The sequence below is a fragment of the Pigmentiphaga sp. NML030171 genome (assembly GCF_002188635.1).
Taxonomy (GTDB): domain Bacteria; phylum Pseudomonadota; class Gammaproteobacteria; order Burkholderiales; family Burkholderiaceae_B; genus Pigmentiphaga; species Pigmentiphaga daeguensis.
This window is the reverse complement of sequence record NZ_NINX01000042.1, coordinates 66,028-90,919: the sequence shown is the minus strand read 5'-3', so window position 1 is coordinate 90,919 and position 24,892 is coordinate 66,028. Positions and strand designations below refer to the sequence as shown.

Sequence of the window (24,892 nt, the reverse complement as noted above, 5' to 3'; positions counted from 1 at the left end):
GAGCAATCTGAAGCGCGCGGCCGCCCCGGCGCCGGCGCCAGCCTTGCGGCAGCCAGGGCCGCGCGAACAGCGCCGCGCCCCGACGCCGCAGGGGCGGCACCGCGACGGAGACGGCCAGGAGCGCATACATCAGCAGGTTCCAGCCCAGCACGGCCAGCAGCGGTGGCGACAACAGGTCCATGCGGTGCGGGTTGGCGATGCGTTCGGTCAGCGCGCCGGCCAGGAAGGCCGCCAAGGGAAGCAGCCAGCCGGCCAGGGCGGCCAGGCGAGGAGGATGGCGCATGGCCTTGAGCGCCGGCGCGCGCCGCTCCAGCCCATCCAGCAGCAGGGCCGCGCGGGTTTGCAGGAAACTGCCGGCCGGGTCCCGTCCGGCGTCGCGGCCGCCTTGCAATCCGCACAGGTTGCGGGCGCTCAGGCTGGCCTCGCGGCGATCCTCGGCGCGCAGCAACTGGTGTTCGTCGTCGGTGGTTTCCAGGGCGTGGGCCAGCACCACGTCCCTGGCCGCTCGTTCATCCATCGGCGTCCTGATCGGGTCTACAAGCCGACAGACTATATAGGAATCGGCGCCCGGGGGCAGTGCGGGCATCCTTTTAGCGAGAACAGGCCCTAGGCTGGTTCGACATTCGTTTTCTTTAGCCGGTCTTGTCCGGGGCACCGGGGCCGGGGGGCGGGCGGGGCGCAGCGACGCCGGTCCCGCTGCGCGGGACTTCCCGGTGGGGACAGGGTGGCCGGGGCGGGCGCAGAACTCGGACCGGGGTAGCCCACTGGGCTACCCCGAAAGCCGTCCTCAAACAGCTGCGCCCTTGCTTCCCCGTCCACCCTGTCCCCACCGGCGGCTCCGAATGCGCCCCGCCCGCCCCCCGGCCCCGGCGCCCCGGACAAGACCTGCACCGTTAATCACCTCGCCCCGTGAATTTCAGTGCGGCCGTCTTCTTTAATGGGATAAAGAACCTACACCGTTTTTGAATCTGCGATCGTCACTCATCACCGTCGGTAGTCCTTGACCGGAGGGGTGGGGCGGCCCGCGGTGGGGCGCAGCGAAGCCGGTCCCGCTGCGCGGGACTTCCCGGAGTTGGCGCGGTTGGCGGGGCGGGCGTGAACTCGCGCGGGAATAGCCCCCCGGGCTATTCCTACTGCCGCGCTCACACATGCACGCCCTTGCTTCCCCGCCAACCGCGCCAACTCCGGCGGCTCCGAATGCGCCCCACCGCGGGCCGCCCCACCCCACCGATCAAGGACGGTTCAAGAACCCGATCCCAGACATTCATGAATGTCGATTCAGCCTAGTGCGACGTGTCCGCGGCGGACATCGTCTGGGCCTTGCGCCGGGGCGGCCGGTCCAGCGCCGCGCGCAGGGAGGCGTACTCCTGATCGATGCGCGTCAGCCGCGTCTGCCGCGCGGCCTCGTCGGTCCAGCTGCCCTGCAGCGCGCTTTGCCGGTCGAAGCGGTACACCAGGCCGGCATTGTCCAGCAGCGCGGCGTCGCCCGCGGGCTCGAACCCGGCAAGATCGTGCCGGGCCAACTGTTCCTGGCCCGGACGAGTCTGTTCCAATGAAGTCAGGTGGGCGGCCAGGCGCGCCCGCACGGATTCCGGCAGCGCGCGCCGGGCCACGACCAGCGGCGCGGGCAGCGGATCCGATCGCCACAGCACGGCCAGCCGGCCGTACTCCATCGGAAAACGTTCCTTGAAGCGCGCCAGGTCGGAGCCGGTGGTCAGGCCCACGTCCGCTTCGCCGTTGGCGACCGCCAGCGCATTGGTCTGGTGGCTGCCCTGGACCTCGGCCGCGAAGAAGGCTTCCATGCGCAACCCGCGCGGCAGGAACAACTGAAGCTGCGGGACCAGATAGCCCGAGAAGGAGCGCACCTCGCCCCGCGCCAGGCGCCACTTGGCCGACAGGGCCAGCATCTGGTCCAGCGTGGCGGGCGCGGCGCCGCGGCGGGCGATGAGGACGGTGCGATGACGGTCGGAGTCGGCGGGCAGGCCGCGGGCGATCACCGTCATGCCATAGCGGGTGACGGCGTCGATGGCCAACTGGCCCGACAGCACCGCCAGGTCGATGTCGCCCCGCCGCAGGGCCGCGGCCATGGCGTCATAGGAGGTCGGCGCGAGCAGCCGGGCCGGCTGGCCGAGCGCCCGCGACAGGTCCGCGACCAGAGGGGCCCAGTCGTTGCGCGTTTCCAGCGGGCCTTCGACCGGCAGTACGCCCAGCCGGAGCGATTGGCCGTGGACGGCGGAAGCAGCGGCCACCAGCCCCAGCGCCGCCAGGCGCAGCAGGGCGGGCGCCACGGACCGGGAAGGGCGCCGCGGCGGACGGCGAAAAACAGGCATGGGCGCGTCCTGATGAATCGGAACTGTGCTTATGGATTTATTTTTGGTATCTTGTTTTCCTGTAATTGGATTCTTTTTTTGTGTCCATTGCAAGGCGCGTCACAATATTTCCCTTCGAGCCCTTCCTGCCCATGCCCCTGCAAGCTCCCGGCCCGGCCGACCCGGTATTGGAGTTGCTGCTTTCGCGGCTGCGCCTGCACGACACCGTCACCACGCCGTACTACATCCAGCTGCAGCGCCAGATCCAGGCGCTGATCGACGGCGGCGAACTGCGCCCCGGCCACGGGCTGCCGTCCGAGCGTGTGCTGGCCCAGGCGCTGAACCTCAGCCGCACGACCATCAAGCGTTGCTACGACGCCCTGCGGGATACTCAGGCGGTGGCCAGTTCGCAGGGGCGCGGCGGCACCGTGGTAAAGGCCGCCCCCCGCGTATCGCCGGCCATGCAGCGGCTCAAGGGGTTCACCGAGGAAATGCGGGAGCTGGGGCTGGTTCCCTCGACCCGGGTGCTGGCGCGCGCCGTGGTCCAGGACCGCATGGTGGCGTCGATCTTCGGGCGGCCCTCGAATGCCGAGTTCCTGAAGCTGGTGCGGGTGCGCCTGGCCGACGACGCGCCCATGTCGCGCGAGGTCGCGTGGTACGACCTGGCCGTCGCGCCCGGGCTGGCGGAATGGGATGGCAAGGGGTCGGCGTACGCCCACCTGCGCGAACACTGCGGCATCGAACTGGCCTGGGCCGATCAGTCGGTCGAGGCCGTGTTCAGCTCGCCGGAGGAAGGCGAGGTCTTCGGCTTCGCGCAGCCCGGGCCTTGCCTGCTGCTGAAGCGGCGATCCCATTCGGCCCAGGACGTCCTGGTCGAATACGTGGAAGGCACGTTCCGCGGCGACGCCTACGTCTACCGGCTCAAGCTCCGGTCCTGAGCATCGCGCGCAGCCCGTCGCGGTCCGGCAGCGAGGCCAGGATGCCGGGATGCGCGATCGACCATGCGGCGCAGGCGCCGGCCGTCTCCAGCGCGGCCGCCATGCTTCGTCCGCCGGCCAGCGCCCGGCACAGGCCGGCGCTGAAGGCGTCGCCCGCGCCTATGGTCTTGACTATGCGGGTGGGAATGGGCGCGGCCACGTGGTGTGCGCCGTCGCGGCTCCACGCCGCGCTGCCCTGGTCGCCCAGCGTGACCACCAGCCAGTTTCCCGGCCAGCGCCGCCAGAGCGCGGGCAGGGCGGACGCGATCGCGCGCAGCCGCTGGTCCCGGCCGGCCGGCAAGGCGCATTCCAGCAGGACCTGCGCTTCGCCTGCGTTGACGACCAGCACGTCGGTGCAGGCCAGGACGTCGTCCGGCAACGTCTGCCAGGGCGAGGGATTGAGCACGGCCAGAACGCCGTGCGCGCGCGCCCGCGCCAGCGCGGCGCGCACCGTGTCGAGCGGGACTTCGAGCTGGGCGTAGAGCAGCGCGGCCGACGCGATGTCTTCTTCCGCCGCGGCGATCTGGTCCGGTCCCAGTGCCTCGTTGGCACCGGGGTGCACGACGATCTGGTTGTCGCCGTCGGCGCCGATGAATCCCGCGCCGTGGCCCGAGGGCTGGCCGCAGCGCAGGATCCGGCGGGTGTCCAGTCCTTCGCCGTGCAGCCATGACAGCAGGCTATCGGCCGGGGTGTCGTTGCCGATCGCCATCAACAGGTCGACCCGGGCGCCCAGCCGGTGGCATCCCACCGCCACGGCCAGCCCCTTGCCCGCCGCCTCGGCGACGAAGCCGCGGGCCCGCAGCGTTTCGCCCGGCCGGGGCAGCCGATCCACGCTCCAGCAGCAGGCCTGCATGAAGCTGCCCAGGACGGCGATGCGCGGCGGCGTGGCGGACATGGCACGGTCCTCGTGTCGCGGGTGGCCTTTCATGGTCGAGCAAACCCTTCCTGCGCCGGCGAGCGCCTTGCATTACGACTTCGTAATGGTCTTTGGCGCCCGAATCGCGCGTATGACGGGCGTGAGCGCCAAATGGCCCCTTTCCGGATAGTAACCGTCCAGGCGGCCACGGCGGGGGGGCCGACACTAGACTGGAAGTTCTCAATAGGAGGACTCGCCATGGCTACATTTCTGGTCTTTATCGGCATCATCGCGGCAACGGTGGCCGTCATATACATCCTGGTCAAGCTCCTGATGATGTTCAACGGCGGGGACAAGAATGAAGAGACCCCGCGGGATGTCGCTTCCTCCGATCACCATCACGGCAAGGTGGAAACGGTCCGGAAATAGCCGTGGGCCACGCGCGGCCTCACGGGTCCGAAAACTCGTCGAAGATGAGGCCGCGCAGCCACTGGTTGGACGGCTCGCGGTGGAACTTCGCGTGCCAGAATAGATTGATGCCGATCCGGGGCAGCGCCACCGGATGGTTCACCGCGGTCAGGTTGAACGGCTCCAGGCACTCGTTCGCGTAGCGCTCGGGCACGGTGGCGATCATGTCGGTCGATCGCAGGATGTGGCCGATCGCCACGAAGTGCGGTACGGTCAGGCGCACCTTGCGCTGCACGCCTTTCTTCTTCATGAATTCGTCGACGATGCCATGCCCGGTGCCGGCCGATACCGCCACCACGTGGTCGGCCTTGCGGAACGCATCCAGCGTGAGCTTGCGGCCGTCCAGTTCGTGGCCGCGCCGGAACATGCAGACGTACTTCTGCGTGAACAGCCGGCGCTGGAAGAAGCCGGCGTTGAGCTGTGGCAGCAGCCCGATGGCCAGGTCCACGTGGCCGGCTTCCATTTCATCCCTGAGGTTGACCGTGGTGTTGCGCACCGTGTTGATCGACACGCCGGGCGCGATCCGGGCGGCGGCCTCCATCAGCCTGGGCAGGAAATAGATCTCGCCTATGTCGGTCATGCCCACCGTGAAGGTGCGGTTGCTGCTGGCCGGATCGAAGCTGCTGCGGAAATTCAGCGTGTCCTGGATGGTGCCGAGCGCGTAGGCGATGGGTTCGGCCAGTTGCCGTGCGTAGGGCGTGGGTTCCATCCCGCGTGTGGTGCGCAGGAACAGGTCGTCGCCCAGCAGCTTGCGCAGCCGGTTGAGCGCATTGCTGACCGCCGGCTGCGTCAGTCCGAGCTTCTCGGCCGCGCCCGATACCTTGCGTTCCATCAGCATCTGGTTGAAGACGACCAGCAGATTGAGGTCGATGTCTTTCAGTTCCATGAGGCCAACCATTCACACTGGTGATTGAGTCTATTCACGATATTCTATATATAAATATTCGACCCCTTCCTATACTTTCGTCGACGAACACAACTACTCCAAAACGCGAGACACACATGGAATTGGTCGTTCAGCCCATGGGCCGCTCGCTGGCGGTGGAGCCAGGCGCGAACCTGCTGCAGACGCTGCGCAGCAATGACGTCCCCGTGTCCTACAGCTGCATGGCCGGCCGTTGCGGCACCTGTCGATGCAAGGTGCTGGACGGTGGCGTGCTGGAATCGGGCCGCGAGGCCAAGCTGACCAATCCGCACGACGGCCGCTACGTGTTGGCCTGCATGAGCGTGCTGACGGACAACTGCACCATCGAGATCCCCGAGGTCGACGAACTGGTGGTGCATCCGGCCAAGGTGCTCAAGGCTTCCGTGGCCAGCATCGAGGCCGTCACCCACGACATCCGCCGCGTGGTCCTGCGATCGGCCAAGACACTGGAGTTCTCGCCCGGCCAGTACGCGACGCTGCAATTCACCCCCGAGCACATCCGGCCGTATTCGATGGCCTGCCTGAGCGGCAACGAACTGGAGTTCCACGTGCGCGTGGTGCCCGAAGGGCGCGTCTCGGGCTACATCGACACCCAGTTGAAAGTAGGCGACCAGGTGCGCGTCAGCGGCCCGCTGGGCACGGCCTACCTGCGCCGCAAGCACGCCGGCCCGATGCTGTGCGTGGCCGGCGGGACCGGACTGGCGCCCGTGCTGTCCATCGTGCGCGGCGCGCTCGAGGCGGGCATGCGCAACGACATCCACCTGTACTTCGGCGTGCGTTCCGAACAGGACGTCTACGGCAAATCCTGGCTCGACGAGTTGGCGGCCCGGCATGACAATCTGCACGTGCACGTCGTCGTGGCGGCGGGGGCTGAACTGCCGGGACACCGCAGCGGCCTGGTGACCGACGCGGTCGACGCCGACTGGGCCGGCCTGGCCGGCTGGGCCGGCCTGGCCGGCTGGCGTGCCTACCTGTGCGGGGCGCCGCCCATGGTCGATGCCGCCACCCTGGTGCTGGCGCGCAAGGGCTTGTCCGCCGACCACGTCTACGCCGACGCTTTCTACGCAAGCAGCGATTGACCGCGCCCGCGCGCGATCCCAACCATCACGACAAGGAGGCAAGCATGGGCGAAACCACCGTTTTCCCGCGCGAACTCGAATGGAAGGACAGCGGTTCCAGCCGCATCCCGTTCTGGGCCTATACCGACGAGTCGCTCTACAAAAAGGAGCTCGAGCGCTTCTTCTACTCGGGCCACTGGAACTACATCGGCCTGGAGGCCGAGATTCCGAACCCGGGCGACTTCAAGCGCACCGTGGTGGGTGAGCGCTCGGTCATCATGACCCGCGCCGAGGACGAGACCATCCATGTGATCGAGAACGTCTGCGCGCACCGGGGCATGCAGTTCTGCCGCGAGCGCAGCGGCAATCGCAAGGAACTCGTCTGTCCCTACCACCAGTGGAACTACACGCTCAAGGGCGACCTGCAGGGCGTGCCGTTCCGGCGCGGCGTCAAGCAGGGCGGCAAGGTCAACGGCGGCATGCCGGCCGACTTCAAGACCGCCGACAACAACCTGAACAAGCTCAAGGTCGCCACCCGGGGCGGTGTCGTGTTCGCTTCGTTCGACCACGACGTGCCGTCGCTGGAGGAATTCCTGGGCCCGGTCATCCTGGGCTATTTCGACCGCCTGTTCAACGGCCGCAAGCTCAAGCTGCTGGGCTACAACCGCCAGCGCATTCCGGGCAACTGGAAGCTGATGCAGGAGAACATCAAGGACCCGTACCATCCGGGCCTGTTGCACACCTGGTTCATCACCTACGGCCTTTGGCGCGCGGACAACAAGTCCGAGCTGAAGATGGACGACCGGTTCCGCCACGCCGCCATGATCTCCACGCGCGGCTCGGCGGGCGTGAAGTCCGAGGTCACCGCCGGCGTGACCAGTTTCAAGGAAACGATGGAGATCAACGACAAGCGCCTGCTCGACATCGTCCACGAGCCATGGTGGGGCGAACCTACCGCCGTGATGATGACGATCTTCCCCAGCGTGATCTTCCAGCAGCAGGTCAACAGCGTGTCCACGCGGCACATCCAGCCGAACGGGCATGGCTCGTTCGACTTCGTCTGGACGCATTTCGCCTTCGAGGACGATACGCCGGAGATGATCCAGCGCCGCCTGATCCAGGCCAACCTGTTTGGCCCGGCGGGATTCGTCTCGGCCGACGACGGCGAGGTCATCGAGTTCTCGCAGAGCGGCTTCGAGCAGAAGCCCTATCACCGTGCCCTGGCGGAGCTGGGCGGAACGGGCGTCGAGAACACGGACCACATGGTGACCGAGACGCTGATCCGCGGCATGTACGAGTACTGGCGAAAAGTGATGGACGTCTGAGGGCCTGGAGAAACGAACATGAACGATGTGCAGACCTACCTGGAAGTGGCCCGCCTGCATGCCGACTACGCGGCGGTCGTGGACAGCCGGCAATGGGAGGCGTGGCCCGATTTCTTCCTGGACGAGTGCGAATACAAGATCCAGCCACGCGAGAATTTCGACCGCGGGCTGCCGCTGGCCACGCTCTACCTGATCAGCAAGGGCATGCTCAAGGACCGCGTGTACGGCATCAGCGAGACCCTGTTCCACGATCCCTATTACCAGCGGCACGTGTGCGGCCTGCCCCGCATCCTGAAGGACGAGGATGGCGAGTTGCACGTGGAGGCCAACTACGCCGTGTTCCGCACCAAGCTGACCGGCGAATCCACGGTATTCAACGTCGGCCGCTACATCGACCGCATCCGGCGCACCCCCGAGGGGCTGAAGTTCGCGTCGCGCGTGTGCGTGTTCGATACCGAGATGATTCCCAATTCCCTGATCTATCCGATTTGAGGTGACCATGGCTGACTGGACCGATGTGGCGGCGACGGATGACGTGCCGGAAGACGACGTGATCGGCGTGCAGGCGGCGGGCAAGGACCTGGCGCTGTACAGCGTGGAAGGAGCGTTCTACGCTACCGACAACATCTGTACGCACGGCCACGCGCGCCTGTGTGATGGCTTCCTGGAAGGCGCGGAGATCGAATGCCCGCTGCACCAGGGCCGCTTCGACGTGCGCAGCGGCAAGGCGATGTGCGCGCCGTTGACCGAAGACATCAAGACCTACCCCCTCAAGGTCGAGGGCGGGCGCATCTGGCTGCAGTTGAGCTAGTCCGATGCCGTATTTGCGACAAGGAGACATGCACATGCAGGAGCCTGACCAGACAGGCCGCCCGCTGCGGGCCTACACCGATCCGGCATATCGGCCGCTGTGCGCGACGCTGGCCGAGGTCCGCGCCAACATCGACCGGCTGGACGACCAGATCGTGGCGCTGCTGGCGCAGCGCGCCATGTACGTGAAGGATGCCGCGCGTTTCAAGAAGGACGCCTTCCAGGTCAGCGCGCCGGCGCGCCAGGCCGAGGTGTTCGCCAAGGTGCGCGCGCTGGCCACCCGCCACAACCGGGGATTCGAAGGCCTGGAGGACGTGGTGGATGCCGGCTACCGTGCGCTGGTGGCCGCATTCATCGCCGTCGAGCAGAAGTATCACGACAGGATGACCAGCGCGGAGGACGGAAATGCATAAGCAATGGAAACGCGCGGCGGCCCGGGGAATGATAGCCGCGCTGGTGGCCTGTGCGCTGCCGCTGGCGGCCCAGGCGCAGGCCTGGCCGGCCCGGCCGCTGAAACTGATCGTGCCGTTCGGGCCCGGATCCAGCCCCGACCAGGTCGCGCGCGTGGTGGGCGATCGCCTGGGCGGCCTCCTGGGGCAGACCGTGGTGGTCGAGAACCGCCCCGGCGCCAGCGGCAACATCGGCACCAACGCCATCGCCAAGGCGCAGCCTGACGGCTACACCTTCGGCGTGTCCATCACCGGGCCCCTGGTCAACAACACCGTGCTGTTCGACTCGCTGCCCTACGATCCGGCCAAGGACATCGCGCCGCTGACGCTGGCGGTGCACCAGCCCAACGTGCTGGTGGTGCCGGCCTCGTCGGGCATCGCCAACGTGGCGCAACTGCTGGACACGCTGAAGAAGAACCCGGACAAGTACAACTTCCCGTCCACCGGCGCCGGCACGGTCTCGCACCTGTCGGTGGAACTGATGCTGCAGCAGATCGGCGCCAAGGCGGTGCATGCGCCCTATCCGTCGTCTCCGGCCGCGCTGACCTCCCTGCTGTCCGGCGACACCCAGTTCGCCGCGCTGCCGCCCATCGCCGTCATGCCCATGGTGAAGGACGGCCGGCTCAAGGCCCTGGCCGTGACCTCGTCCAGGCGCTCGGCCCTGCTGCCCGACATTCCCACCCTGGGCGAGGCCGGCGTGCCCGGTATCGAGGGCTCGGCCTGGATCGGTTTCGTCGTTTCGTCCAAGGTGCCGGCCGACATCCAGAAGAGGCTGTCCGACGCGCTGATCACGGCGCTGAAGGACCCCGAGGTCCGCAAGAAGCTCGAGACGCAGTACATGGAACCCGCGGCCACGACGCCGCAGGAGTTCCGCCGCTATATGGACGACGAGCTCACGCGCTGGGCGCCGCTGATCAGGAAGCTGGGGTTGAAGGGGCAATAGCGGCCGGTACGGGTCAGGGGAACATCTGCGCCGTGTGCTTGAGCCGCAGGATTTCCAGGTCGCGGGACGCGACCTGTATCCGGTAAAAAACGTTGTAGTGCCGGTGCACGACCAGTTCCCTCACGAAGGCGGGCAGACCCGGCCGACCGGTACGGCCGCGCTTCGGCCGGACTGTCCTGGGCAATGCAGTCGATGATGCTTTCGAGGTCTGCCTTGGCCAACACTGCGTCAGATCCGGTGCGTGTCGATATCTGGACAAGGAAGGCGCCGCCTTGTCCTTTCAGTGTCACATCGGTAACGCCGCCGGCCTCGCTGACGCCCGCGAACTGGCCACCGCCTGGATCAATCCAGCCTGACGTTGGCCTTGCGCACGACCTCGCCCCACTTGGCGCGGTCAGCCGCGATGAACGCGGCGAATTCCGCCGGCGTGTTTCCCTTCAGTTCTCCCCCATACGAGCGCCATTTTTCGGCCAGTTCCGGCGACTGCGCGGCCTTGCGCATGGCTTCGCTGAGTTTGTCGACGATGGCCTTGGGGGTGCCTGCCGGCGCCAGCAGCCCCTGCCAGGCGATGGGTTCGAAGTCCGCGATACCCGATTCGGCGAAGGTCGGTACGTCGGGAAAGGTGGGGTGCCGCTGCTTGCCCGTGATCGCCAGCAGCTTGAGCTTGCCCGCGCGGATGTTGCCTGCCGCCGCGGGCAGGCCGTCGAACATCAGTTGCACCTGGCCCGCCAGCAGGTCGGCGTAGGGGCTGTTGCTGTTGTACGGCACGAAGTTGAGTCTGGTGTTCGCGCTGAATCCGAACCATTCGCCCGACAGGTGCGAGTAGCTGCCCGGCCCCTGCGTGGCCACGTTGACGGCATCGGGCTTGGCTTTCATCAAGGCCAGCAAGGCGCGGATGTCGTTGGCGGGCAGCTTGGGCGTGGCGATCAGCCCGGTGTTCAGGATGCCGAGCAGGCTGACCGGAGTGAGGTCCCTGGCTGCGTCGAAGGGCAGCTTGGAATACAGGTGCGGCACGACCGACAGCGTGCTGGTGGTGCCGATGTACAGGGTGTAGCCGTCGGGCGTGGCGCGCGCGGCCGCCTCGGTGCCGATGATGCCGGAGGCCCCCGGGCGGTTGTCCACGAACACCGTCTGCCCCAGGACCTTGGTCAGTTCGGCCGCGATCTCGCGGGCATTGGCGTCGGGTCCGGTGCCGGCGGCGAAGGGGGCAATGATGCGAACCGCCCGCGCGGGGTAGTCCTCGGCGTGGGCGCCGGTCGAAACGAGGGCCGCCAGGGCGATGGCGGGCAGGCCGATGCGGCGTAACAGCGGATTCATGGGGCGTCTCCTGGGTTCATCACTTCCGTGATTTTTGTTTATCTATTATCAAAATAAGAGAATTCGTATATATTAAAAACACACGACAAACAAAAAATCAACTTTTATTCTCTTTTAAAGAGAAAGAAGGAGAAGTAATGGCAGTGCAACCCTCCCATGCCGCATGGAAGCCGGCCACCATGCGTGAACGTCCCTCGATGACGGCCGACGTGGCGATTGTCGGCTACGGGCCGGTGGGGGCCCTGCTGGCCAATCTGCTGGGGCAGGCGGGGTTGTCGGTACTGGTGCTGGACAAGGAACGCCAGGTCTATCCCTTGCCGCGCGCCATCCATTTCGACGGCGAGGTCATGCGGATCTTCCAGAATGCGGGCCTGCGGGAGGCGGTGCTGGAGGTGGCGCGGCCCGGCAGCCAGGGCATGCACTTCGTCAACGCCGAAGGCAGGACCCTGCTGATCCGGGGCGGCACGGCCGACGACGGGCCGCACGGATGCGCCAACAACTACTACTTCCACCAGCCCGAGCTGGAACGCGTGCTGCGCGAGGGCGTTGCCCGCCATGCGGGGGTGGCGGTACGGCTGGGTTGCGAAGTGACGGCCCTGCGCGAGCGCGGCGATTGGGTCGAGCTGGACCTGGCGGACGGCGGTATCGCGCGCGTCCGCTATGTCGTCGGCTGCGACGGCGCCCGGTCGCTGGTGCGCAAGACCATGGACAGCAGGATGGAGGACCTGGGCCTGCACCAGCCGTGGCTGGTCTTCGATGCGATCCTGAAGGACGACGGTTCGTCGCTGCCCGCTCATACGGTGCAATACTGCGATCCCGCGCGGCCCATGACTTACTGCAACGTGGTCGGCCGCCGCCGGCGCTGGGAGATCATGATCATGCCGGGGGATGACGCCGCCGCGCTGGTCCGGCCCGATACGCTGTGGCGCCTCGTGCGCCGCTGGGTTACCCCCGAGCAGGCCGACCTCGAACGCGCCGTGGTCTATACCTTCCACTCCGTGCTTGCGCATGGTTGGCGCAAGGGCCGCATGTTGCTGGCCGGCGACTCGGCGCACCAGACGCCGCCGTTCCTGGGGCAGGGCATGTGCGCCGGCATGCGCGATGCCGCCAACCTGGCGTGGAAGCTCGAGGCGGTATTGCGTGGGCGGGCCGGCGATGCGCTGCTCGATTCCTACGAGTCCGAGCGCGCGCCGCACGTGCGGGCTTTCGTGGAACTGGCCGTGCGCCTGGGCGGCATCATCCAGGCCACCGATCCGGACGCGGCACGCGAACGCGACCTGCGTTTCTCGGCCGGCGAACCGGAGATCTTCGAGTTTCCGTCTCCCGCCCTGGGACCGGGACTTCAGGGCGATGCGGCCGCGCCAGCGGGGCTGCCCTTTCCGCAGCCGCGTCTGGACGACGGCCGGCTGCTGGACGAGGCGCTGGGCAACCGCATGGCGATCATCGGCGCGCCCGGCGTGGTGGGCGCGGTGGGAGAGGCCACGCGAGAACGCTGGCGTGCGATGGACGCGGCGGTGCTCGACCGTCCGGGCCGTACACTAGCGGTCTGGCTCGATGCGCACGGCGCGCGGGCCGTCGTGTTGCGTCCCGACCGCTACCTGATGGGCGTGGCGCGCACCTCCGACGAACTCGAGCGCATCACGGCCCGCCTGCCGGCGGCCGGGGTGGCTTTGTCCCGATGACCGCATGGAAGAAAAATCCGCCACCAGCCTGGAACGCATGCTGCGGGTGCTGGACCTGTTCGACGACGAGCACCTGACGCGCACCGCCGAAGAGATCGCGTCGCTGCTGGACGTGTCTCTGCCCACCGGCTATCGCTACGTGAAGACGTTGGGCGATGCGGGGCTGCTCCAGCGTGCCGGCGACTCGCGTTATGCGCTGGGCCCGCGCATCGTGGTGCTGGACTACTACATCCGGCGGGCCGATCCGCTGTTGCAGGTGGCGATTCCCCACATGGCCGAACTGGTGGAGAAGACCAGCTTCGATTGCGTGACTTCGGCCTGGTTCGGTTCGCAGATCCTGGACACGCACCGCGAAATGGGCAAGGCGCCCGCGACGCTGTCCTACGGGCGGGGGCGCCCCCGCCCGCTGTTCAGCGGCGGCGCGCCCAAGGTCATCCTGGCGTCGTTTCCGCCAGCGTCGCTGCGCAAGCTGTTCGACGCGCATCCCGGCGACATCGCCCGGGCCGGCCTGCCCACCGAGTGGCCGGCTTTCCGGAAGTACTACGCCGCGATCCGCCGGGCCGGCCATTACGTGTCCCGGGGCGAGCTGGAGCCGCAACTGGCGGCCATCGCGGCGCCCATACCCAAGGCCGACGGCGCCGTCTGGGGCGCCTTGTCAGTGGTGATAGACATGCCGCGCATCGACGTGGTGGACGTGCCGCGCGTGGTGCAACTGGTCAGGCAGGCCGCCGGCCGGATCGCCGACGAACTGGCGGGCTGAGGGCCTCAGCCCCGGTCCGAAGCGCCTCAGGCCTGCGCGCCCTGCGAGATCCGCCGCGTGATCTCCGCGGCGGCCTCGCGCAGCCGCTTGGCCAGATATTCCTCGTTGAAGGCCTGGAAGCGGTCCACCGATCCCACCGCGGTGATGCTGCCCAGTATCCGCTTGCGTTCGTCGAAGATGGGGGCGGCGATCCCGGCCTTGTCCGGGTCGAGGTCGCCGACGGACAGGCAATATCCCGCGCGCCGTATCTCCAGCATGGCGCGCGAGAAGTCCTTCCAGCTCGTGCCCAGCCGCTGCATGTCCGCTTCCTGCGCATGCTCGTCGTACAGGCGGCGCAGTTGGCGGGGCGGCAGGCTGGCCAGCACCACGCGCGCCGTGGCGCTGCGCAGCAGGGCCATGGGACGGCCGCGGCCGAAGCGCAGCGGCTCTACGTCGCGCCCCGGGTGGTGGTGCACGGTGATGACCGTGCTGCCGTACAGCTCGCTCAACAGCACGTTCAGGCCCGTTTCTTCCCCCAAAGCCTCGATCAGGTCCCGGCTCTCGTTGAGCATCGGGTCGTATTCGCGCATCTGCAGATCGAGCTGGATCACGCGCGGCCCTAGCGCATATCCCCCCGGAAGCCGCACCAGGAGGCCCACCGCGCAGAGCTCCCGGATGTAGCGATAGGCCGTGGCGGGCGCATAGCCGAGCTGGTTGCAGATCACGTCGACGTCAACGGCAGGCTGGTCGGGCCTGAAGAGATCGAGGACGTCGAGCATGCGGCGAAGGCTGTTCATGAGAGGCGGACGGCAGGGGAAAACGAAGCCCGCCAGGGTGCCGCAATGGCGGCGCTTTGGCAAGCCGGAGACCGTCTTCGTCCCGCAAGGTTATGCAAATTTATCAAATAAGCAAATTTCTATCGAAATTAATGGGACAATATTTTTATTGAATTTACATTTTTATCGAATAGCGATAATACTGAAAAAAAGGAGTTCGACATGACGACTGGAGCGCAAGCCTTGCTGGCGGCCTTGCAGGTAGAAGGCGTGGAGGTATGTTTCGCCAATCCCGGCACGACGGAACTGGATGTCGTGCGGGCGTTCGACGCCGTGCCCGGCATGCGCTGCGTGCTGGGCCTGCAGGAGAACGTCTGCACCGGCGCCGCCGACGGCTACGGCCGCATGCGCGGCGTGCCGGCGGCCACGCTGCTGCACCTGGGGCCCGGCTTCGCCAACGGGATCGCCAACCTGCACAACGCCCGGCGTGCCCATACCCCGATCGTCAACCTGATCGGCGACCACATGAGCTGGCATCTGCCGGTCGATGCGCCGCTGACCTCCGACATCGAGTCGCTGGCGCGGCCGGTGTCGGGCTGGGTGCACCGGGTGGCCAGCGCCGGGGACGCCGCGCGGGCCGGCCGGGAAGCGGTGCGCGCCAGCCTGGCGCGCGGCGGGCAGGGCGCGACCGTGATTTTCCCGGCCGATTTCCAGGTGGGCGAGGCAGGCGCGGGCGATGACGCCGCCGGTGCCGATGCCCACGCGGAGCCCGTAGCCGCCCCCGACCTGGCGGCCTGCGCCGCGCGGCTGAAGTCCGCGCGCAAGGCACTGTTCCTGCTGGGAGGCGGAGGACCGGCCAGCGGCCTGGGCGCCCGCGGGCAGCGGGCCGCGGCCCGGCTGTGTGCCGCGCTGGGCGCGTCGGCCTACGCCGAGACATTCCCGTCGCGCGCCGAGCGCGGCGGCGGCCTGCCCGATTTCGATCGCCTGCCGTATTTCCCCGAGCCCGCCCGCGAGGTGCTGGACGAAGCGGATGTGGTCGTACTGGCCGGCGCACTGCCGCCCGTGACCTACTTCGGCTACGAGGGCCACCCCAGCCGGATGGTGGAGCCCGGCCGGCTGATGGCGCTGGGGGCGCCGGGCGAACCGGTGGCGGACTACCTGGAGGCGCTGGCCGGGATGCTGGAGGCGCCCGCCTGGCAAGACGCCGCGCCGGCGCCCCTGCCGGCGCAGCAGGGCCGGCTGACCCCCGCCGCGATCTCGGCCACGGTGGCGCGCCTGCTGCCCGAGGACGCCATCGTTTCGGTAGAGGGTGGCACCTGCGGCTATCCGTTCTACGCCGCTTCGGCCGCCTCGGCCCGCCACACCGCGTTGACCAATACCGGCGGCGCGATCGGACAGGGGCTGCCGGTGGCGCTGGGCGCGGCGATCGCCAGCCCCGGGCGCCGGGTGGTGGCGCTGCTGTCGGACGGCAGCACGCAGTACACGGTGCAGACGCTCTGGTCGCTGGCCCACGAGAATCTGCCGGTGGTCGTGCTGATCGCCGCCAATCACCAATACGGAATCCTGCGCAAGGAACTGGCGCGCGGCGAGCAGCCCGGTCCGCAGGCCGAGGCGCTGACCAGCCTGGACCGGCCGCGCATCGACTGGACGCGGCTGGCCGACGGCTACGGTGTGCCGTCCAGCCGGGTCGAGACGGCCGAGGAACTGGCCGAGGCCTTCGCCGCCGCGTGCGCGCGTCCCGGGCCGACCCTGATCGAAATGCAACTGTAGTGCCGGCGGCCTTTTGGGGCCGCGCCGACAACGATTCATTGGAGAAATGATGGACCTAGAACTGAAAGGCCGCGCGGCGGTCGTGACGGGCGGCAGCCTGGGCATAGGACGGGCGACCGCCGAGGCCCTGGCGGCCGAAGGCGTGAACGTGGCGATCGTCTCGCGCAACCAGGCTCAGCTCGACGCGGCCGCGCGCGAGATCCGCGCCGCGCATGGCGTGGACGTGCTGCCGGTGGCGGCCGATGTGTCCGATACCGCGCAGGTGGCGGCAATGATGGATCGCGTGGCCGGGCACTTCGGCCGCCTGGACATCCTGGTCAACGGCGCGGCCCATCCGGGCGGGCTGGTGCGCAGCGAGATCGAACTGGCCGATCCCGAGGGACTGCTGCAAGACATCAACATCAAGGTCGTGGGCTACATGCGCTGCGCCAAGGAAGCGGCGCGGCACATGAAGGCCGGCGGCTATGGGCGCATCGTCAACATCGGCGGCCTGACCGGGCGCGGCAGCAAGCAGCTCTCGGGCATGCGCAACGTGGCCGTGTGCCACATGACCAAGACCCTGTCGGACCAGCTCGGGCCTCATGGAATCACGGTCAACGTGATCCACCCCGGCGTGGTCGACACGCCCCACATCCGCGAGCTGTACGAGAAGGAAGCCGCCAAGCAGGGACTGAGCGTGGACGAGGTCGAGGCCAACTACATCCGCGCCACGCCAATCCGGCGCACGCTGACGCCCGCCGAGATCGCCGACACCATCCTGTTCCTGGCCTCGCCCCGTGCGGCCGCCATCACTGGCGAGTCGATAGGCGTGGACGGCGGCATCACGCGCGGCATTTTCCTTTGAGCGGGAGAGGAACCATGCAAGGCACGCTATTGGTGGGAACCGCCGGACAGGGCATCCTGCGCAGCGTCGACGACGGCGCGAGCTGGCACCGGCTGGGTCTGAAGGAAGCCATCGAGTTCGACGGCGTGGTCCGCTGCCTGGCGGTGGATCCGGCCGACCCGCGCCGCGTGTTCGCCGGAGCCGATTGCGGTATCTGCCTGAGTACCGACGGCGGCGCGCATTTCTCGCGCGTCGCCTCGCCCGCGGACGGCATGACGGTCTGGGCCCTGGCCATCGATCCGCTGGAGCCGTCCGTGATGTATGCCGGCACCGGCGCGCCCTCGCGCGCGGCCATGTTCCGGTCGCTGGACGGCGGCGCGAGCTGGACCCGGCTGCCGCCGGAGATCCCGGAGTTCTGCCGGGGCGTGAACCGGCCGCGCATCCTGGCCATCTGCGTGGACCCGGCGGTGGCGGGCGAAGTCTGGTTCGGCGTGGAAGAAGGCGGTGCCTGGCGCAGCGGCGACCGGGGCGATACCTGGACGCGCGTCGACCAGGAAGGCGCGCGCGAAGGCGCGATCGCCAACCCCGACATCCACGGCGTCACCATTCTCGCGCCCGCGGACGGGCAGCCCAAGAAGACGCTGGTGCTGTCGGTCAACACCGTCTATGCCAGCACCGACGACGGGCGGGCGTGGGCGGGCGAACCCTCGCGCCTGCGCTTCGACGGCATGTACTACACCCGCACCGCCCAGCCCCTGGCCGACGGCAGCGCCTTGCTGCTGGCCATCGGCGACGGCACGCCCGGCACGCGCAGCCACATCTACCGCTCGGCCGACCGGGGCGTGACCTGGCAGCGGGCGCTGCTGCATGCCGCGCCCAATTCGACCTTCTGGGCCTTCGGCACGCACGCGGCCGATCCGCGCTTCGTGCTGGCCGGCACCAAATACGGCCACCTGTTCCGCTCCATGGATGGCGGGTGCAGCTGGTTCAAGGACTGGCGCGATTTCAGCGAGATCACCTCGGTCGCGTGGACGCCCCACGTGGCGCCGGTGCACGCGCATCCGCAGTCCATTGCCTGAGGAGACACGCCATGCAGGACATCAAGCCCCGGATCACGCGCACGCATCTTTCCCTGTTCGTGGCCGATCCGTTCAAGTCGGGCCCCTGGTACGAGGACGTGCTGGGCATGACCGAGACCGCGCGCGGCGAGAAGTGGGTGTTCCTCTCGTTCGGCGTCAAGCACCACGACATCGCGCTGATCCGCGCCGAGTCGGCCGACGGCTCGCCGTTGTCGCGCGGCCAGATCAACATGCAGCACTACGGCCTGGAGATAGACGGCGACGTCGACGAACTGCGCCGTCTGTACGGGATGCTGCTGCGCAAGGGCGTCGAGGTGGTCAAGACCACCGACCACAAGGTCGGCTACGGCGTTTATTTCCACGATCCCGACGGCCACCGCCTGGAGTTCTTCTGCCACACGGTGCACGACGACGAAGAGGGCAAGCGCATCCTGAACCAGTATCACGCGCCCAGCGACCCCATCGACCTGCGGCCGCTCTGAATCTCTATCGAATCACGGAACCCATCATGAGATCCCCCAACTTCGGCCCCTACCATATCCGCAAGTGGTACCTCCAGATCGAGGACACGCTGGCCACCGAATCGGGCATGCCCGCCGACGGCGAACCGCTGCGCAAGATCGTCGTGGCCGCGGTGCTGCACAACCCCTATGCCGGCCGCTACGAGGACAACCTGGGCGCGTACATCGAGCCTTCGAACCTGCTGGGCGCGGAGTTCGGCCGCCGCATCCAGGAGGCCGCCGCCGGCACGCCCATCGAAAGCTACGGCAAGGCCTGCCTGGTGGGCGCGGACGGCGAGTACGAGCACGGCAACGCGCTCTTGACCACGGTTTTCGCCGAGCCCGTGCGCGCGGCGCTGGGCGGCGGCCAGTCGTGGGTGCCGTCCACCGGCAAGCGTGGCGGTCCGGGCACGGTCATCGACATTCCGCTGGCGCACAAGGACGCGCTGTACGTGCGCTCGCACTACGACACGGTGTCGGCCATGTTCAACGATGCGCCCAACCGCGACGAAGTGCTGATCGCCTTTGCCTTCGCCACGCGCGGCCGGCTGCATGCCCGCCTGGGTGGCTTGAAGGCGAGCGAGATCGTCGGCGACGGGTTGAACTGACATGGACCGCCGCGACCATACCGTCCGTTGCGCGGGCCTGAACCTGCACGTCGTGGACTGGGGCGATGCCGGCGGCTGGCCGGTGCTGATGCTGCACGGCATACGCAGCTTCGCCGATACCTTCGAGGGGCTGGCCGGCGCGTTGCAGCCCGGCTACCGGGTGCTGGCGCTCGACCATCGCGGCCGCGGACAGAGCGACTGGGACCTGGGGCACAACTACTACACCGACGCCTATGTCGACGAGGTACGCGCGGTGGCCGAACAACTGGGGCTGTCCCGCTTCGATCTGCTCGGACACTCCATGGGCGGCATCAATGCCATCGTCTACGCCGCCGCCCATCCCGACCGGGTGCGCAGGTTGGTGGTCGAGGACGCCGGACCCGGCGCCTTCGACGACAGCGATGGCGCCCGGCGTATCCGAGCGGAACTGTCCCGCACGCCCGAGTCCTTCGCCGGCTGGGGCGAGGCCGAGGCCTTCATGCGAGAGATCCGGCCCACCGTGACCCCCGAGGCTATCGCGGCCCGGCTGCGCCACATGCTGGAGCCGGACGGCGATCGCCTGCGCTGGCGCTACGACCACGCGGGCATCAAGGCCACCCGGCTCGATCCGGACCCGGCCCGGGTGGTCGACCTGTGGCCGCCGGTCGAGGCGCTGCGCTGCCCCACGCTGGTGCTGCGCGGCGGCCGGTCGGACTACCTGAGCGTGGCGACCGCCCAGGCCATGGCGGCGCGCAATCCTGCGATCGCCTGGCGCGAGATCCCCGATGCGGGCCACTACGTCCACGATGACCAGCCCGAGCGGGTCGCGAGGGCCGTTACGGAGTTTCTTGGCGCGGCATCCGCGCCCTGAGGAGAAGCACATCATGATGGTGGAAATGCGGACTTACACGCTGGTGCCGGGCGGCGGCGCGGAATACCTGCGCATCTACAGGCAATCCGCCCAGGCGCTGCAAACGCGCATCCTGGGCAACCTGGCCGGCCTCTATCAGACCGAGACCGGCGAACTCAATCAGCTCGTCTTCCTGTGGGCCTACGAATCGCTGGACGAACGCGCGAGCCGCCGCGCGGTGCTGGCCGCGGACGCCGAGTTCGCCGCCTTCCGCAAGTCGGTCCGGCACCTGCTGGTGCGGCAAGAAAGCCGCATCCTCGTGCAGGCCTGAGGCATATCGGAGATCAGGGATGAACAAGTCCTGCGACGTGCCCGTGCTGGTCGTCGGCGCCGGTCCGGTGGGCGCGACGCTGGCCAACCTGCTGGGTACCTACGGAGTCGGCACGCTGCTGATCGACCGCAGCCCGGCGATCCTGGAGTATCCGCGCGCGGTGGGCCTGGACGACGAAGCCATGCGCACCTTCCAGGCCGCCGGCCTGGCCGAGGCCATGTTGCGCGACATGATCCAGAACGTGCCCATGCGCATGTACGGCGCCCGCAAGCAATGCTTCGCCGAGATACTGCCCGCCACGCGCGAGTTCGGCTGGTACCGGCGCAATCTGTTCTCGCAGCCCCTGGGCGAGCAGACTCTGCGCGCCGGCCTGGCGCGCTTTCCCCACGTCGCGTTGGAACTGGGCGTGGAGCTGCTGGCGCTGGAACAGGATGAGGGCGGCGTCACCGCGACGCTTCGTCGTGCCGACGGCAGCGAGCGCAAGGTCCGGGCTGCCTACCTGCTGGCCGCCGACGGCGGCCGCAGCACGGTGCGCGAAGGATTGCTCAAGCTGCCTTTCGGCGGCCAGACCCACGCCCATAAGTGGGTGGTGATCGAGTGCGACCAGGACCCCCTGGATGCGCCCTATACCGCGCTGCATTGCGAGCCCACGCGTCCCTATGTCTGCCTGAAGCTGCCGTATGGCCTGCGCCGCTGGGAGTTCATGCTGTTCGACGGCGAAGACGAAAGCCAGATCCTCGATCCGGCCAAGGTGCGCGAACTGCTGGCGCCGCACGTGCCGGATCCTGAAGCGTTGAACGTGATCCGCGCGCGCGTCTACACCCATCATTCGCGCATCGCCGGGTCCTTCGTGGCCGGCCGCGTCTGTCTGGCCGGCGACGCGGCCCACCTCACGCCACCCTGGATCGGACAGGGGCTCAACGCCGGTCTGCGCGACGCCTGCAATCTTGCCTGGAAGATCGCGTGGATTGTCGGCGGCCGCCTGCGTCCGGAGGCATTGCAGTCCTACCATGACGAGCGGCACGCGCATGCCAAGGCGATGATAGACCTGGCCGACCGGTTCGGCGCGGTGCTGTCGCTGCGCAACCCCTGGCTGGCCCGGCTTCGCGACGCGTTTTTCGGCGCCATCCGTGGCATTCCGGCGGTGCGCGACTACGTTCTGCAAATGAAGTTCAAGCCCATGCCCCGGTATCGCGCCGGGGTCGTGCAGGATAGCGGCCAGGCGGCGCGCGACGATCGCGTCGGCCGCATGTTCATCCAGCCGCTGGTGGAGAAGGACGGCGGCGATTTCCAGAAGCTGGACGATGCGCTCGGCCCGGGCTTCGCGTTGCTGATGCGCGCGCCCGCCGCGCCGCTGCCGCCCGGATTGGGCGAGGGGCTGCGGCGCCTGGACTGCCGGCTGGCTGTCGTCGCGCTGCCTCGCAGCGGTCCCGCGCCGGGTTCGCGTCCGCCGGCGCCCGCCGGCATGAGCCTGCTCGAAGATACCGAGAACGCGCTGCACCGCTGGTTCGCGGCAGCGGGCGCCGACTGGGTGCTGCTGCGTCCCGACCGCTACGTGGCGGCCGCCGGCAGGCACGCCGACATGCACGGCGCGCTGGCGCGCTTCGTCGCCGAGTTCCTGCCGGCCCCGGCCGAGCCGGCATCCGACACACCCGTCCTGGAGGCCGCCGCATGAACGCGCCGAACGCTACCCCGCCCCATGCCGCGCGCAACGTGCTGTTCATCATGTGCGACCAGTTGCGGGCCGATGCCTTGTCCTGCTACGGCGGGGGCGGCGCGCTGCGCACGCCCAACATCGACCGCCTGGCCGCGATGGGCGCGCGTTTCGAGCGCGCCTACGTCAGTTCCGCGGTATGCGGGCCGTCGCGCACTTCGTACTACACCGGCCGTTATCCGAGTTCGCATCGCGTGACCTGGAACCGCGTGCCCATGCCGGCGGACGAATGGAGCCTGGGCGACTACCTGGCCGAGGCAGGCCGCGACTGCTGGCTGCTGGGCAAGACTCATTTCGTGCCGGACCGGCGCGGGCTGGCCGCGCGCGGCCTGTCGGCCGAAGGCGCGGCCGGCGAGCGGCTGATGGAAGGCGGCTTCAAGGTGCTGGAACGCTATGACGGCCACTTCGAGATGGACGCGGGCAGCGGCTATCGCCGCTACCTGATCGAGCACGGCTACGACCGCGACCGGCCCTGGGAGCGCGACGTGATCGGCAGCACGGGTCCGGACGGCAGCTTCGCCACGGGCTGGCTGCTGCGCAACGCGGGCCTGCCGGCGCGGGTGGCCGAGCGCGATTCGGAGACCGCCTACCTGACCGACCGCGCGATCGATTTCATCGCCGGACAGGGCGAGCAGCCGTGGGTGCTGCACCTGTCCTACATCAAGCCGCATTGGCCCTACAAGGCGCCTGCGCCTTACCACGACATGTATTCGGCGCGGGATGCCGCCGCGCCGGTGCGCGGCCAGGCCGAGCGCGAGCGGCCCCATCCGGTGCACGGCGCCTACCAGCGCCACGAGGAGTCCCTGTCGTTCGCGCAGGACGAGGTCTGGCGCGCCGTGCGGCCCGTCTACATGGGGCTGGTCAAGCAGATCGACGATCACGTCGGCCGCCTGCTCGATCACCTGGAACGCGCGGGCCGCCTGCGCGACACGCTGATCGTCTTCTGTTCCGACCACGGCGACCTGCAAGGCGACCACTGGCTGGGAGAGAAGGAGTACTTCTTCGAAGGCGCGGTGCGCGTGCCGCTGATCGTCTACGACCCGTCGTCCGCCGCGGATGCGCGGCGCGGACAGACCGTGGCCGAGACCGCCGAGTGCGTGGACGTGGTGCCCACCATCCTGGACTCGCTGGGCCTGGACGTGCCCGCGCATCGCGTCGAGGGGCGGTCGCTGCTGCCCTGGGTGCGCGGCCAGGCGGGTGAGCCGGCGCGGGAGTTCGCGGTCGGCTTCCTGGACTACGCCTATCGCGAGGCGCGGCTGTTCCTGGACCGCGGCGTGACCGAATGCAACGGCATGATGCTGGCGGATGGCCGCTACAAATTTCTGTACTGGCAAGGCCTGCGGCCACAGCTGTTCGACCAGCGGGAGGACCCTGGCGAATTGCGGGACCTGGCCGAAGAGGCCTGGGCCGCGCCGGTCCTGCGCCGCATGGGCGAGGCGCTGTGCGACTGGAACTGGCGCCGCCAGCGCCGCTGCACCGAGACCTTCGAGCAGGTCGCCGCCCGTACGCATGCGCACGAACGCATGATGAACATCGTCATCGGGCGCTGGTAAGCCCGCTTCCTCGTGGGGGCCGGGGGGGGCCCGGCCGTGTCGTCATTGGAGAGCATCATGGCAAGTCTGAAGTCCCTTTGCGTTTTTCTTGCGCTGGCCTGCACGCTGTGCCTGCCGGTCCGGGCCGAAACGCCCTGGGGACCCGAGCAGGTCCGCATCGTCGTTCCCTATCCCCCGGGCACCGAACCCGACGTGCTGGCCCGCGACCTGGGCAACCAGCTTGCCAGGCGCACCGGCAAGGTCTTCGTGGTGGAGAACAAGCCCGGCGCCAACGCCATCATCGGCGCGGGCAACGTGGCCAAGTCGGCGGGCGACGGGTCGACCCTGCTGATGGTCGACCGGCTGGCGCTGGTCGCCAATCCCTTCCTGTACGCCAATCTGCCCTACGACTGGCGCAAGGAACTCAAGCCCGTGGCGGACGTCGGCCACATCGACCTGTACGTGGCCGTGCGCAGCACCTTGGGCGTGAACGACTACAAGGGCTTCATGGAGAAAGCGCGTACCGGACGCGGCGCCATCAACGTCGGCACAGGCGGGAATGGCCATGTGTCCCACCTGGGCATGGCCATGCTGGCCGCCTCCGAAGGCGTGGACTTCACCTACGTGCCCTTCAAGGGCGTGGCGCCCGCGGTGACCGCGCTGCTGGGCGGCGAGGTCGACGCCTTGATGGCCGGCGGCCTGGTGATGAGCCAGCAGGTGCAGAGTGGCAAGATCAAGGTGCTGGTGAGCGGGGCGGACAGGCACAGCGGCTTCATGCCCGAGGTGCCGACGCTGGCCGAGGCCGGCGGCAAGCCCGGGTCGATTCCGTCGACGGTGTTCTCGGTGTTCGCGCCGGGCACGATGTCCGACGCGCTGGCCGCGCACATCAACAAGGAGATCCGCACGGCGATGGACGATGCGGCGCTGCGCGGCAACTACGGCAAGCGCGGCGTGGAAATCCGCGTACCGGCTCCCGAGCAGACCCGCGCCGAGATGGAGCGGGACGCGTCCGTATACGGATCGCTGATCAGGAAACTGGGCGTGACGGCGCAATGATGAATCTTGTAACCAG

General features: G+C 68.4%; 25 protein-coding genes and 1 pseudogene. 20 read left to right on the top strand and 6 right to left on the bottom strand.

Features of this window, described 5'->3' with window-relative positions:
* Positions 1-517 (bottom strand): annotated as a pseudogene (locus CDO46_RS22020) (hypothetical protein); the annotation flags it as partial.
* A 766-nt stretch (positions 518-1,283) separates the two neighbouring features.
* Positions 1,284-2,330 (bottom strand): phosphate/phosphite/phosphonate ABC transporter substrate-binding protein, encoded by a 1,047-nt coding sequence (locus tag CDO46_RS22015; protein ID WP_087840738.1) that lies wholly within the window; start codon positions 2,328-2,330, stop codon positions 1,284-1,286.
* 131 nt (positions 2,331-2,461) lie between these two features.
* Between CDO46_RS22015 and CDO46_RS22010 the strand changes: the two genes are divergently transcribed.
* The gene (locus tag CDO46_RS22010) at positions 2,462-3,247 is read left to right on the top strand and encodes a GntR family transcriptional regulator (RefSeq protein ID WP_087840737.1); all 786 of its coding nucleotides are present in this window, start codon (positions 2,462-2,464) and stop codon (positions 3,245-3,247) included.
* Here the strand turns inward: CDO46_RS22010 and CDO46_RS22005 are convergent.
* Positions 3,231-4,181 (bottom strand): ribokinase, encoded by a 951-nt coding sequence (locus tag CDO46_RS22005; protein WP_176400818.1) that lies wholly within the window; start codon positions 4,179-4,181, stop codon positions 3,231-3,233. The genes CDO46_RS22010 and CDO46_RS22005 overlap by 17 nt on opposite strands.
* Before the next feature lie 219 nt (positions 4,182-4,400).
* Here CDO46_RS22005 and CDO46_RS28440 point away from each other — a divergent pair, with 219 nt between their 5' ends.
* Positions 4,401-4,571, top strand: a complete 171-nt coding sequence (locus CDO46_RS28440; RefSeq protein WP_176400817.1) for a hypothetical protein — start codon at positions 4,401-4,403, stop codon at positions 4,569-4,571.
* Between the two features lie 19 nt (positions 4,572-4,590).
* On the opposite strand, the gene CDO46_RS22000 is transcribed toward CDO46_RS28440, so the two are convergent.
* Entirely contained in the window at positions 4,591-5,496 is a 906-nt protein-coding gene (locus CDO46_RS22000) for a LysR family transcriptional regulator (protein WP_087840735.1), read from the bottom strand.
* Between the two features lie 116 nt (positions 5,497-5,612).
* Between CDO46_RS22000 and CDO46_RS21995 the strand changes: the two genes are divergently transcribed.
* The 6 genes from CDO46_RS21995 to CDO46_RS21970 are packed head-to-tail and all read left to right on the top strand — an operon-like array spanning position 5,613 to position 10,120.
* Positions 5,613-6,614, top strand: a complete 1,002-nt coding sequence (locus tag CDO46_RS21995) for a 2Fe-2S iron-sulfur cluster-binding protein (protein WP_087840734.1) — start codon at positions 5,613-5,615, stop codon at positions 6,612-6,614.
* A 44-nt stretch (positions 6,615-6,658) separates the two neighbouring features.
* The gene (locus tag CDO46_RS21990; protein ID WP_087840745.1) at positions 6,659-7,918 is read left to right on the top strand and encodes an aromatic ring-hydroxylating dioxygenase subunit alpha; all 1,260 of its coding nucleotides are present in this window, start codon (positions 6,659-6,661) and stop codon (positions 7,916-7,918) included.
* Positions 7,919-7,936: 18 nt separating this feature from the next.
* Positions 7,937-8,410 (top strand): aromatic-ring-hydroxylating dioxygenase subunit beta, encoded by a 474-nt coding sequence (locus tag CDO46_RS21985; protein WP_087840733.1) that lies wholly within the window; start codon positions 7,937-7,939, stop codon positions 8,408-8,410.
* A gap of 7 nt (positions 8,411-8,417) precedes the next feature.
* Positions 8,418-8,729, top strand: coding sequence for a non-heme iron oxygenase ferredoxin subunit (locus tag CDO46_RS21980; RefSeq protein ID WP_087840744.1), 312 nt, complete (start codon positions 8,418-8,420; stop codon positions 8,727-8,729).
* A gap of 34 nt (positions 8,730-8,763) precedes the next feature.
* Positions 8,764-9,141 (top strand): chorismate mutase, encoded by a 378-nt coding sequence (locus CDO46_RS21975; RefSeq protein ID WP_087840732.1) that lies wholly within the window; start codon positions 8,764-8,766, stop codon positions 9,139-9,141.
* On the top strand, positions 9,134-10,120 hold the full coding sequence (locus CDO46_RS21970; RefSeq protein WP_087840731.1) for a tripartite tricarboxylate transporter substrate binding protein: 987 nt from the start codon (positions 9,134-9,136) through the stop codon (positions 10,118-10,120). Before CDO46_RS21975 ends, CDO46_RS21970 begins: the two co-directional genes overlap by 8 nt.
* A gap of 342 nt (positions 10,121-10,462) precedes the next feature.
* Here CDO46_RS21970 and CDO46_RS21960 read toward each other — a convergent pair whose 3' ends face one another.
* Complete coding sequence (locus CDO46_RS21960) at positions 10,463-11,437, bottom strand: tripartite tricarboxylate transporter substrate binding protein (RefSeq protein WP_087840730.1); 975 nt, start codon at positions 11,435-11,437, stop codon at positions 10,463-10,465.
* Between the two features lie 137 nt (positions 11,438-11,574).
* Between CDO46_RS21960 and CDO46_RS21955 the strand changes: the two genes are divergently transcribed.
* Both CDO46_RS21955 and CDO46_RS21950 read left to right on the top strand, forming a co-directional pair.
* Positions 11,575-13,119: a bifunctional 3-(3-hydroxy-phenyl)propionate/3-hydroxycinnamic acid hydroxylase gene (locus CDO46_RS21955; protein ID WP_254914653.1), complete on the top strand. Its 1,545-nt coding sequence runs from the start codon at positions 11,575-11,577 to the stop codon at positions 13,117-13,119.
* 4 nt (positions 13,120-13,123) lie between these two features.
* The gene (locus CDO46_RS21950; protein ID WP_087840729.1) at positions 13,124-13,879 is read left to right on the top strand and encodes an IclR family transcriptional regulator; all 756 of its coding nucleotides are present in this window, start codon (positions 13,124-13,126) and stop codon (positions 13,877-13,879) included.
* A 26-nt stretch (positions 13,880-13,905) separates the two neighbouring features.
* On the opposite strand, the gene CDO46_RS21945 is transcribed toward CDO46_RS21950, so the two are convergent.
* On the bottom strand, positions 13,906-14,655 hold the full coding sequence (locus tag CDO46_RS21945) for an IclR family transcriptional regulator (protein WP_176400816.1): 750 nt from the start codon (positions 14,653-14,655) through the stop codon (positions 13,906-13,908).
* Positions 14,656-14,856: 201 nt separating this feature from the next.
* Between CDO46_RS21945 and CDO46_RS21940 the strand changes: the two genes are divergently transcribed.
* Genes CDO46_RS21940 through CDO46_RS21895 form a run of 10 tightly spaced genes read left to right on the top strand, consistent with a single transcriptional unit; the run spans position 14,857 to position 24,876 of the window.
* Positions 14,857-16,404, top strand: a complete 1,548-nt coding sequence (locus tag CDO46_RS21940) for an acetolactate synthase large subunit (RefSeq protein ID WP_087840727.1) — start codon at positions 14,857-14,859, stop codon at positions 16,402-16,404.
* A gap of 49 nt (positions 16,405-16,453) precedes the next feature.
* Positions 16,454-17,248: an SDR family NAD(P)-dependent oxidoreductase gene (locus tag CDO46_RS21935; RefSeq protein ID WP_087840726.1), complete on the top strand. Its 795-nt coding sequence runs from the start codon at positions 16,454-16,456 to the stop codon at positions 17,246-17,248.
* Between the two features lie 14 nt (positions 17,249-17,262).
* Entirely contained in the window at positions 17,263-18,306 is a 1,044-nt protein-coding gene (locus tag CDO46_RS21930; RefSeq protein WP_087840725.1) for a sialidase family protein, read from the top strand.
* An 11-nt stretch (positions 18,307-18,317) separates the two neighbouring features.
* A complete protein-coding gene (locus CDO46_RS21925) occupies positions 18,318-18,788 on the top strand; it encodes a VOC family protein (RefSeq protein WP_087840724.1) in 471 nt (156 codons plus the stop codon).
* Positions 18,789-18,814: 26 nt separating this feature from the next.
* Positions 18,815-19,414 (top strand): amino acid synthesis family protein, encoded by a 600-nt coding sequence (locus CDO46_RS21920; protein ID WP_087840723.1) that lies wholly within the window; start codon positions 18,815-18,817, stop codon positions 19,412-19,414.
* 1 nt (position 19,415) lies between these two features.
* Positions 19,416-20,264 (top strand): alpha/beta fold hydrolase, encoded by an 849-nt coding sequence (locus CDO46_RS21915; protein WP_087840722.1) that lies wholly within the window; start codon positions 19,416-19,418, stop codon positions 20,262-20,264.
* 13 nt (positions 20,265-20,277) lie between these two features.
* Positions 20,278-20,574 carry an NIPSNAP family protein gene (locus CDO46_RS21910; protein ID WP_087840721.1) on the top strand — a complete coding sequence of 99 codons (297 nt, stop codon included), beginning with the start codon at positions 20,278-20,280 and terminating at the stop codon, positions 20,572-20,574.
* A gap of 19 nt (positions 20,575-20,593) precedes the next feature.
* Positions 20,594-22,249, top strand: a complete 1,656-nt coding sequence (locus CDO46_RS21905; RefSeq protein ID WP_087840720.1) for a bifunctional 3-(3-hydroxy-phenyl)propionate/3-hydroxycinnamic acid hydroxylase — start codon at positions 20,594-20,596, stop codon at positions 22,247-22,249.
* Positions 22,246-23,841: a sulfatase-like hydrolase/transferase gene (locus CDO46_RS21900; RefSeq protein WP_087840719.1), complete on the top strand. Its 1,596-nt coding sequence runs from the start codon at positions 22,246-22,248 to the stop codon at positions 23,839-23,841. Before CDO46_RS21905 ends, CDO46_RS21900 begins: the two co-directional genes overlap by 4 nt.
* A 57-nt stretch (positions 23,842-23,898) precedes the next feature.
* Complete coding sequence (locus tag CDO46_RS21895) at positions 23,899-24,876, top strand: tripartite tricarboxylate transporter substrate binding protein (protein WP_087840718.1); 978 nt, start codon at positions 23,899-23,901, stop codon at positions 24,874-24,876.
* Positions 24,877-24,892: the final 16 nt, after the last annotated feature.

Bases quoted from the DNA above. Each gene is read 5' to 3' on its own strand.
- CDO46_RS22015 (WP_087840738.1), bottom strand. From the start codon at position 2,330: ATGCCTGTTTTTCGCCGTCCGCCGCGGCGCCCTTCCCGGTCCGTGGCG.
- CDO46_RS22010 (WP_087840737.1), top strand. From the start codon at position 2,462: ATGCCCCTGCAAGCTCCCGGCCCGGCCGACCCGGTATTGGAGTTGCTG.
- CDO46_RS22005 (WP_176400818.1), bottom strand. From the start codon at position 4,181: ATGTCCGCCACGCCGCCGCGCATCGCCGTCCTGGGCAGCTTCATGCAG.
- CDO46_RS28440 (WP_176400817.1), top strand. From the start codon at position 4,401: ATGGCTACATTTCTGGTCTTTATCGGCATCATCGCGGCAACGGTGGCC.
- CDO46_RS22000 (WP_087840735.1), bottom strand. From the start codon at position 5,496: ATGGAACTGAAAGACATCGACCTCAATCTGCTGGTCGTCTTCAACCAG.
- CDO46_RS21995 (WP_087840734.1), top strand. From the start codon at position 5,613: ATGGAATTGGTCGTTCAGCCCATGGGCCGCTCGCTGGCGGTGGAGCCA.
- CDO46_RS21990 (WP_087840745.1), top strand. From the start codon at position 6,659: ATGGGCGAAACCACCGTTTTCCCGCGCGAACTCGAATGGAAGGACAGC.
- CDO46_RS21985 (WP_087840733.1), top strand. From the start codon at position 7,937: ATGAACGATGTGCAGACCTACCTGGAAGTGGCCCGCCTGCATGCCGAC.
- CDO46_RS21980 (WP_087840744.1), top strand. From the start codon at position 8,418: ATGGCTGACTGGACCGATGTGGCGGCGACGGATGACGTGCCGGAAGAC.
- CDO46_RS21975 (WP_087840732.1), top strand. From the start codon at position 8,764: ATGCAGGAGCCTGACCAGACAGGCCGCCCGCTGCGGGCCTACACCGAT.
- CDO46_RS21970 (WP_087840731.1), top strand. From the start codon at position 9,134: ATGCATAAGCAATGGAAACGCGCGGCGGCCCGGGGAATGATAGCCGCG.
- CDO46_RS21960 (WP_087840730.1), bottom strand. From the start codon at position 11,437: ATGAATCCGCTGTTACGCCGCATCGGCCTGCCCGCCATCGCCCTGGCG.
- CDO46_RS21955 (WP_254914653.1), top strand. From the start codon at position 11,575: ATGGCAGTGCAACCCTCCCATGCCGCATGGAAGCCGGCCACCATGCGT.
- CDO46_RS21950 (WP_087840729.1), top strand. From the start codon at position 13,124: ATGGAAGAAAAATCCGCCACCAGCCTGGAACGCATGCTGCGGGTGCTG.
- CDO46_RS21945 (WP_176400816.1), bottom strand. From the start codon at position 14,655: ATGAACAGCCTTCGCCGCATGCTCGACGTCCTCGATCTCTTCAGGCCC.
- CDO46_RS21940 (WP_087840727.1), top strand. From the start codon at position 14,857: ATGACGACTGGAGCGCAAGCCTTGCTGGCGGCCTTGCAGGTAGAAGGC.
- CDO46_RS21935 (WP_087840726.1), top strand. From the start codon at position 16,454: ATGGACCTAGAACTGAAAGGCCGCGCGGCGGTCGTGACGGGCGGCAGC.
- CDO46_RS21930 (WP_087840725.1), top strand. From the start codon at position 17,263: ATGCAAGGCACGCTATTGGTGGGAACCGCCGGACAGGGCATCCTGCGC.
- CDO46_RS21925 (WP_087840724.1), top strand. From the start codon at position 18,318: ATGCAGGACATCAAGCCCCGGATCACGCGCACGCATCTTTCCCTGTTC.
- CDO46_RS21920 (WP_087840723.1), top strand. From the start codon at position 18,815: ATGAGATCCCCCAACTTCGGCCCCTACCATATCCGCAAGTGGTACCTC.
- CDO46_RS21915 (WP_087840722.1), top strand. From the start codon at position 19,416: ATGGACCGCCGCGACCATACCGTCCGTTGCGCGGGCCTGAACCTGCAC.
- CDO46_RS21910 (WP_087840721.1), top strand. From the start codon at position 20,278: ATGATGGTGGAAATGCGGACTTACACGCTGGTGCCGGGCGGCGGCGCG.
- CDO46_RS21905 (WP_087840720.1), top strand. From the start codon at position 20,594: ATGAACAAGTCCTGCGACGTGCCCGTGCTGGTCGTCGGCGCCGGTCCG.
- CDO46_RS21900 (WP_087840719.1), top strand. From the start codon at position 22,246: ATGAACGCGCCGAACGCTACCCCGCCCCATGCCGCGCGCAACGTGCTG.
- CDO46_RS21895 (WP_087840718.1), top strand. From the start codon at position 23,899: ATGGCAAGTCTGAAGTCCCTTTGCGTTTTTCTTGCGCTGGCCTGCACG.